Raw genomic sequence first — 5,404 nt, forward strand, 5'->3', positions numbered from 1 at the left:
TCTTAAAAGAAATACAAAATAAGGAAAGTAAACGGGTAAGTTTACTTTCCTTATGAACGTTAAGCAGAGATTTGTCCATCTGTACTTTGTTTCTTGAATTTTTGTTTTCGTCCGTGTAATCCATAATAAAGAAGTAAAGTGAACGCAACGATAATAGCTGCAATAAAATACATATTATGATAACTTGATTTGGCAGCGACTATACCTAAAATGAAAGAACCAAAGCCAATGCCGCTATCAAAGAACGAGAAGTAAGTAGCTGTCGCAGAACCACGTCGATGGTTTGGAGCGGCAGAAATTGCAATCGTTTGGAAACTTGGAATTAATGTTCCGTATCCTAAACCGATTAACATACCTGAGCCAAGGAACCAAAATGAAGTTTGCGCTTGGCTTAAAATGAACATCCCAATTGTGAAAATAATGATAGCTGGATAAATAAGTACATTTTCACCGAAACGATCAAAGATTTTTCCTGTGAATGGACGAGAAATGACCACAACAAGTGCGTATAAAATAAAGAAGTAACTTGCAATTTCACTTAAACCGAGTTCTTTCGCATAAATAGGAATAAAGGATAAAATGCCACTATAAGAAAAGGCTAAAACAAATCCTGTTAGAGCGATTGGAATAGAAGATGGTTCAATTAAGTCTTTCCATTTCATTTTTTCTCGTGTTTGTTTACTTACTGGTTTTTCATGTGGAATATCGACTAGTAATCCTAATAAAAATGCGAGTAATGAAAATACTGAACAAACGATAAATAGTACAGTAAATGAAAAATGGGAAATAATTGTTAAACCTAAAAAAGGACCAATTACCATCGGTAGACTCATAAATACGCCGTAATAAGCAAGTGCTTCACCGCGTCTATGAGCTGGTGCTACATCAGTTACAATTGTTCCAGTTGCTGTTGTTGCCATTCCGAATCCAATACCATGTAAGAAGCGAAGGGCAAGTAATAAAAATAAACTTTGCGTACCGAAATACATAACAGTAGCGGCTAAAAATAGTGAAAGTGAAATGAATAATATTTTCTTTCTTCCTAAATCATCGAGCCATTTTCCTGTGAATGGTCTACATAAAACAGATGAAATAAGAAAAACAGTTGCAACTAAACCAATTTCCTCAGGTTTTCCTTTTAGGCTGTCTATAACATAGACAGGCAGAGTAGTCATAAGCATGTAAAATGTTAAAAAGAGAAACAGACTACTAAAACAAGTTCCGAGGAAATCCTTCGTCCAAAGTTTTTCACTTTGCATCGTCATCCCTCCATATTAATGATCTAAATTTTTGATAATTTGTTGTAACAATTGAAAAGCTTCATGTAAGTCTTCTTCTTTAATACCTTCTAGCGTCTTTTCTTCAAAGGAATCAACTTCTTCTTGCCATACTGGAATCATTTCTATTGCTGTTTCCGATAAGGAAATGAGCTTCTCACGGCGATCTTTTCCTTCCGTACGAATAATCCAGCCCATCGTTTCCATACGTGTTAACGTGCGGGTCATCGTTGGTGATTCAACATTTAAATACTGACATAATTCTGTTTGAGTACAAGATCCAGTTTGATTAATGCGGAAAATAACAGCCCATTGCGCACTAAATAATCCTGTTGGAGATACACGTTCATTAAATTTCTTCGTAAACTTACGAGAAGTTTGACTGACAATGTGGAAAAAATGTTGTTTTTCGTCCATGTATTTGGATCCTTTCAAATTAGTTACCTAGCTAACTATATACTTTTTTATAATAACTGTCTAGTAATAGACATGCAGTTTTATGTGGAAATTTCGTATAGATTTTATATTGAGAACATACATTCTGTGTGGTATTCTTTAATTAAGTAAAGAATTTTCTTTCTATTAAAAGAATGGGGGAACTTGTGATGATTAAGCCTGCAACAATGGAGTATGTTTCACTATCGAACGGAGAAACGATTGCATATCAAGAAGTTGGAAGGCAAAATGAAGAAATACTCGTGCTCATTCATGGAAATATGACATCGTCACAACACTTTGATTTAGTTATTGAGAAACTACAAAATCAATATCATATTTACGCAATTGATTTAAGAGGATTTGGACAATCAACGTATAATAAGCCGATAGATTCTTTGCAAGACTTTACGGAAGATGTGAAACTTTTTATAGATAAATTAAATGTAAAGAAATTTTCATTAATGGGATGGTCAATGGGCGGCGGTGTTGCGATGGAGTTTACAGCGAGCCACCCAACTTTTGTAGAAAAACTAATATTAGTAGAATCGGTTGGAATGAAAGGGTACCCGATATTTAAAAAAGATATTAACGGGCAACCAATCGTATCGAGTTTATTAAAAACGAAAGAAGAAATTGGGCAAGATCCAGTGCAAATTGCCCCCGTACTAGATGCAATAAAAAATATGAATAAAGTATATTACCGTACAGTATGGAATCTATTAATATATACACATAATCAACCTGAACCGGATCGTTATGAAAAGTATTTAGATGATATGTTAACGCAGCGCAATTTCGTTGATGTGAACTATTCATTAGTTACATTTAATATTTCAGATGAACATAATGGTGTTGTACGAGGAAATGGACATATTCACCGTATTCAAGCCCCAACACTCGTCATACAAGGTGACCGCGATTATGTCGTACCACAAGTAGTTGGTGAGGAATTAGCGAAACATTTGCCAAATGCGGAGTTGAAGGTGTTAGAAGACTGCGGGCATTCACCGTTTATTGATTGTTTAGATGTGTTTATACAGCATGTAGAGGATTGGTTAGACAATAAATAATTCCCAAAATATAAAACTTGCATATACTATAGCATTTGTATGTATAAGGGGAGAGAGTCAATGCATAATCCATTTTTAATGTATCATTCGCCATATAATGATCATCAATATATAAAAATTATTATTGATCCGATGTATATGCAAGTGCAGCAAGTACCAATCGCCCATGCACATTACTACTTATATGGACCATCATTTTATGAAAATCCATATTTTAAACATTTTCATTACCATGTGAAAGCACAAGTTTGGGAAGGATAAGAAGCTAAAAGGTTGATTCTTTTAGCTTCTTTTTTATTGCCGATATTCGTACACGCATGTAAAGAAACCGTTTATAATGAAAAGTGGAAAGCGTGAGAAAGAGAGGGAAAAGGATGTCGATGCGTTTTACTTTTTGGATTATGGTTGGGATTGTGGCAATCTCAGGTTTATCACAAGGTATGCTCTTACCTGCCATTGCAATGATTTTTGAACAAGAAGGGGTTAGTTCAAGTATTAACGGTATTCATGCAACGGCATTATACATCGGGATATTATTTATTTCACCGTTTCTTGAAAAACCGATGCAAAAGTTTGGAATGAAACCAATTATCGTAATTGGTGGGTTTCTCGTTATTATTTCATTATTCTTTTTTACACAAACTTTTTCATTTTGGGTATGGTTTATTCTTAGGTTCCTAGTTGGTGTTGGAGATCATATGCTCCATGTCGGAACGCAAACATGGATTACGACAACGTCAGATCCTAGTAAAATAGGTAGACAAGTATCGATATACGGTGTATTCTTCGGAATTGGTTTCGCAGTTGGTCCGTATTTAGCAAGCACTGTTCAGTACGGTCTTGCAACACCATTTATCGTATCTACTATACTTTGCTTAATAGGTTGGCTTTTACTACTACCAACGAAAAATGCATTTCCAGCACAAGATGAGGCGAAAGCTGAAAGTGAATCATCCTTTTCTCGTTATAAACAAGTCGTTGGATTAGCGTGGATTGCGTTAATTGGTCCGCTTGCATACGGTGTACTTGAAGCGATGTTAAATAGTAATTTGCCAGTATACGCACTTCGCAAAGGATGGTCTGTAGCGGAAGTTTCCTTCTTATTACCAGCATTCGCAGTTGGAGGTATTATTACACAAATCCCGCTCGGTATGTTAAGTGATAAATACGGAAGAGATCGTATTTTAACGTGGATGTTCAGCGTAAGTACTGGCATTTTCCTACTTGCAGCAGTATTTGATCAATATTACTGGATCGTCTTTGCCTGTATGCTTTTAGCTGGTATGGTCATTGGCTCGTGCTTCTCATTAGGTCTTGGATTTATGACAGATTTATTACCGAGGCACTTACTACCAGCAGGTAATATATTATCCGGAATCGCCTTTAGTATAGGAAGTATTATGGGCCCTGTATTAGGAGGCGTATTTATAGAAAAAATACAGTATACAAGCTTTTTTATTGCGGTTATGATTATAATGGGTATTCTCGCAATGTTATATATTATTTACATGAAGAATCAATTCGCATCAAGAAAAATAGAAAGTAGGTTAGGGCATGACAAAACAACCTAATAAAAAGAAATTTGAAGTACTAGAAAACGAAACAATTACAGACTGTTTAGCACGTATGGAACAAGAAGGATATGCACCGTCTCGTCGCATGGAAGAGCCAATCTTTCATGAAGTGAAGAAAGACGGGAAAACAGAAGTTGAACCGTGTGGTAGAAAAATTGTTTTTGAGGGGAAATTGAAGTAATCAAATAACAGATTTTCTTTGTGGTATAGAGCCATCCAATTCGTTTGAGTTGGATGGTTTGTTGTATAGGGGGCGTTTAAAAATATTAACTATCCCCAAGAGTAAAAAACGCTATTCTTACTAAAAGAATAGCGTTTTTTTATTATTTAACATGATTTCATCTGAATGTATTGGAGATGCCACCTACAAAAGTAGTAGAAATTTTATTTGAATTTACTACCTCAGTTGGATATATCATATTTCAATTTCGATAGAATAGTAAATAGGTATATTGGAAATGGAGATACATTACAACGGTTATACATACTTCAAATATAGAATTACAGTAACTACTCAGCCAACAAAGAAAGGAACAAGTAGAATGATACAGAGCATATACGAAACGCATTTACATGTTAGAAATTTAGAAAAGGCGATAGATTTCTATCAAAATAAGTTAGGTTTAGTATTAGCAAAAAAACTATCGAAAAGACGAGTTGTGTTCTTTTGGATAGGAGAAAATAAAAAACAAATGCTCGGATTATGGGAAGTACATACGAATGAAGATTTTGAGACGAAACACTTCGCTTTTCGTGTAGATTTAGAGTTTTTAAAGATTTCTAAATTGTGGTTAGAGAATCGTGAAATAGAGGTGGTAGGAAGTCAGGGTAAAGGAAATCAAGAGCCAATTGTCCAAAGGTGGATGCCAGCTGCAAGCGTATATTTTCTGGATTGTGATGGAAATAAATTAGAGTTTATTTCTATGTTATATGATGATCCAGATGAATTAGAATATGCAACGTATTTAAGTGAATGGAATGCGGAGCACTAAGAAAAATAAAGTGAAACTTTAATCAGTAGGAGTTTTACAGCTTTGTATTATGT

The 5,404-nt window shown here is 34.9% G+C and carries 7 protein-coding genes; 5 read left to right on the forward strand and 2 right to left on the reverse strand.

Going from position 1 to position 5,404, the window contains the following annotated elements; genetic code table 11:
* Positions 1–59: 59 nt before the first annotated feature.
* Entirely contained in the window at positions 60–1,259 is a 1,200-nt protein-coding gene (locus AB3X48_RS17060) for an MFS transporter (RefSeq protein WP_016105450.1), read from the reverse strand.
* Positions 1,260–1,274: 15 nt separating this feature from the next.
* On the reverse strand, positions 1,275–1,694 hold the full coding sequence (locus AB3X48_RS17065) for a MarR family winged helix-turn-helix transcriptional regulator (protein ID WP_002013810.1): 420 nt from the start codon (positions 1,692–1,694) through the stop codon (positions 1,275–1,277).
* Positions 1,695–1,882: 188 nt separating this feature from the next.
* Here AB3X48_RS17065 and phaZ point away from each other — a divergent pair, with 188 nt between their 5' ends.
* From phaZ to AB3X48_RS17090, 5 genes are all read left to right on the forward strand, one after another.
* Positions 1,883–2,785, forward strand: coding sequence for an intracellular short-chain-length polyhydroxyalkanoate depolymerase (gene phaZ / locus AB3X48_RS17070; protein WP_002199903.1), 903 nt, complete (start codon positions 1,883–1,885; stop codon positions 2,783–2,785).
* 60 nt (positions 2,786–2,845) lie between these two features.
* The gene (locus AB3X48_RS17075; protein ID WP_133059509.1) at positions 2,846–3,046 is read left to right on the forward strand and encodes a hypothetical protein; all 201 of its coding nucleotides are present in this window, start codon (positions 2,846–2,848) and stop codon (positions 3,044–3,046) included.
* A gap of 113 nt (positions 3,047–3,159) precedes the next feature.
* Complete coding sequence (locus tag AB3X48_RS17080) at positions 3,160–4,356, forward strand: MFS transporter (RefSeq protein ID WP_088099277.1); 1,197 nt, start codon at positions 3,160–3,162, stop codon at positions 4,354–4,356.
* Positions 4,340–4,540 carry an NETI motif-containing protein gene (locus AB3X48_RS17085; protein WP_000166302.1) on the forward strand — a complete coding sequence of 67 codons (201 nt, stop codon included), beginning with the start codon at positions 4,340–4,342 and terminating at the stop codon, positions 4,538–4,540. The genes AB3X48_RS17080 and AB3X48_RS17085 overlap by 17 nt, the downstream gene beginning before the upstream one ends.
* Before the next feature lie 361 nt (positions 4,541–4,901).
* Positions 4,902–5,351 carry a VOC family protein gene (locus AB3X48_RS17090; RefSeq protein ID WP_088099284.1) on the forward strand — a complete coding sequence of 150 codons (450 nt, stop codon included), beginning with the start codon at positions 4,902–4,904 and terminating at the stop codon, positions 5,349–5,351.
* Positions 5,352–5,404 lie beyond the last annotated feature (53 nt).

Source organism: Bacillus sp. S4, from assembly GCF_040838205.1.
In the GTDB taxonomy this organism is placed as follows: domain Bacteria; phylum Bacillota; class Bacilli; order Bacillales; family Bacillaceae_G; genus Bacillus_A; species Bacillus_A cereus_U.